Source organism: Thermogutta sp. (genome assembly GCF_014359955.1).
Lineage (GTDB): Bacteria > Planctomycetota > Planctomycetia > Pirellulales > Thermoguttaceae > Thermogutta.
Map to the genome: position 1 here is coordinate 1 of NZ_JACIYL010000622.1, position 2,732 is coordinate 2,732.

The 2,732-nt window shown below is 58.5% G+C and carries 1 protein-coding gene; it reads right to left on the reverse strand.

Annotated features, from left to right (window positions below):
- On the reverse strand, positions 1–1,970 hold a 1,970-nt coding region (locus H5U08_RS15110; protein ID WP_297034858.1), incomplete at its 3' end, for a trypsin-like peptidase domain-containing protein.
- Positions 1,971–2,732 lie beyond the last annotated feature (762 nt).

The following is a 2,732-nucleotide window of genomic DNA, read 5'->3' on the forward strand; positions in this document are numbered from 1 at the left end:
CGCCTCTCTGAAGTACTCTTCCCGGCACTTCCTGAAGCGGATTCTTCCCCGTTTCCGAAATCAGGCCAGCCTGGCGAAGATGGCGACTCTCCAGACCCCGGCTCCGCGTCATCCACCGGGATCGGGGAATAATCCCAATCGGAACTCGAATTACTGTATTTCCCGCTGTCTTCTCGGCTTTCGATCGTGTGTGAGAGGTCCTCACCTGCGTCTTCTCTGTGACCGTCGGTCGGATGACCGGTCGGGTAAAAATTCCAAGCGTTTTTTCCGCTGGGGAAATCTTCACTTTTCCCGGAAGAAGTCGTACCACCCGACCGCGTGTTGATACTCGCGGTTGCCGTTCCGTGACGGCGACGGTCCTCACGCGAATTCTGCGTTGTCCGGTGTCCACCGGCCGAGGAGCTTTTTTCAGAACTGCCCGTCCACGAAGCTAAGCTTTGCCCCTGGCCGTAGGAATCTTCCGAAGATTCGTAGGGTTTACTCGACCAGTAATCCCAGGCCTCGTACGGCCGGCGCCCGGTTTCCTCTCCACGCCGGGACGTACCCTTCTCAGTTGCAGTATCGCCAACTCTGTCAAATTTTCCGGCCGAACGTGCTCCCGAGTCGTCTTTGGCATAAAAATCTCGGGCGTTTCCCGCATGGTTATCCGTCAGCCCACGATCATATCCCGATGGAGAGTCGGTGCTCACTCCGTCGAAATGTCGGGAATCGCTCAACCCGTAGTAATCCGAAGAATCGCTAAAACCGTCTTTCTCCGTTTGAGCACGCGCATATTCGTTCCCAAGGCCGGAATTTGTTTGGGTGTCGCCGCTGTAGCCCGTCGAATACCCTGGCACGCTGGAGGGCCCAGCCCCACTGGAATCGAAGCCAGAAGACCCGGTGTCATTTGGCACCCTACCGGAAGAATAAGCACTGGCCGCTAGATCAGCTCCGTGTTGGGAGTCACTGAGCGGCTCAGCCGGCCGCCAAGCATTGACGTCGCTGGCGGCATACTCGCCGGTTCCGGAAGACCCCGGCCAGGAATCCTGAGAAGGCAAAATCGTGCTCGTGGCGTTCGATGGGTCTCCTGCCACACGCCCCGTGGTGTTATCAGAAGCGGTAAGAGGAAGAGTTACCGGCGGTGACCCAACAGGCGAAACTGGCTGGGTGGGAATCAGGCTTTTCCCCTGCGGAGTTGCTATACTGTTGGCGGGGGACCGCCCCGGCGGTCCTACAGCATTTGCGGCGAGCAGCAAGGGATCGGGAGGCGGCAACTTGTCAAACGTTTCCTTGAGCGGAAAGAGAAAACTGCGTACTCGACCGCAGTAGGCCCCCATTGTCTCTGTGAATCCCGATCCGAAAAGAACACCGGCCAATTCTCCCCGAGCATTGAAAATTGGGCCCCCCGAGTCTCCCTGCCGAGCCGTCGCCCGAAGCTCGACCAATTCAGCAGGCAAACCAGGACTGGGTGACAGGTACTGCGTGCACGGCCCGTAAGAGACGCGGTAATCCCCTTGACCGTACCCAGCGATCATGAGGACGTCGCCCGGCCTCGGAGGGTCGACAGCGATGGGGACAGGCTTCGCCCTGGGGCGCCAAACGGCGAGCGCTGCCAGGTCCCATTCCCGATCCACCTTGAGGACGGTGGCCGGTGACGCGAATCCATCGGGAAATTGGACAAGAATGCTTCCCCGGGCGTCTCTTACGACGTGCCAGTTTGTCACCACCAGGCCGTGATATTCGTTGACCGCCACGAGTGTGCCCGTCCCCAGTGAAGCCCCGCGTGTGTCGAGGGCAATCACCCGGACAACCGCTGGGTGGGGAGTAGCGGGGGTTCCCGTATTCCAGAACCAACCTGACGCGGAACGGCCCCATCCCGCGGCGGTCAAAATGGCGATCAACAGGTAGCCGGTTACACGCTGCGCTTTCACATCGAGTCCGACACTGTAAAGTTCACCGGAGTACTCGAACGATCTCGGAAACCCGGTCACACGCGATGGTTTAATCCCTGATGGTGGGACATCGCAAACTGGGCCACTTGGCTTGGCGCGACCAACTGCGGCAGCACCCTGGCGCGAACACGGCGCGCGCATGGCTGTCGCACCCAACAAACGGTGTTTTGCGCCGGCCGAGACATCGCTCGATGATCGAGCCGGTGTGCCGCACGTGGTGTTTCATTCAAAGGTTCGCCATCCCTGCGGCATCCGTGCTCCTCCACAGCCGTGAGCGGAGGAAAAGAGCCATCCTTTGGCGGGAACGTGGGGCGGTATGACGCCCCTTCATCACTGATTCGGTGTACGCGAAGCGTTTCCCAAATTTTTGATCGCTCCTCCTTTTACCCCCTACGTCAGTCAGGGTTTTTGCCGCACCGATAACTCCGATAACCGATCGGATCGCTTTCTTTCAGAAATTCGACAAAACTGCTTTTCGCCTCTCTGATCAATCCACGCTCGCTCTAAATTCCATCACGGTCAGCTCATTTCGTAGCGCCTGATATCGCAACCGGGCCAGAAGCCGGTCCCCAGAGGACGTTTGAATCGCCTTGTGTGGGAGGCGCGTCGCGTCCCTCCGTCCAGAGAAGAGATACAATGCTTTTCTGGACGGCGTCCCACCTAACGGTGAGCTAAACTAATAGGGAACCCCTGATTGATATTGGGCGTAGCAATCGGGAGGAACAAAAGCCGAAGAATCTATCCCTCCATCGCAACCAGCCGGGGTCTATCACCCCTTTCTCGGGTTGCCAAAATTGATCT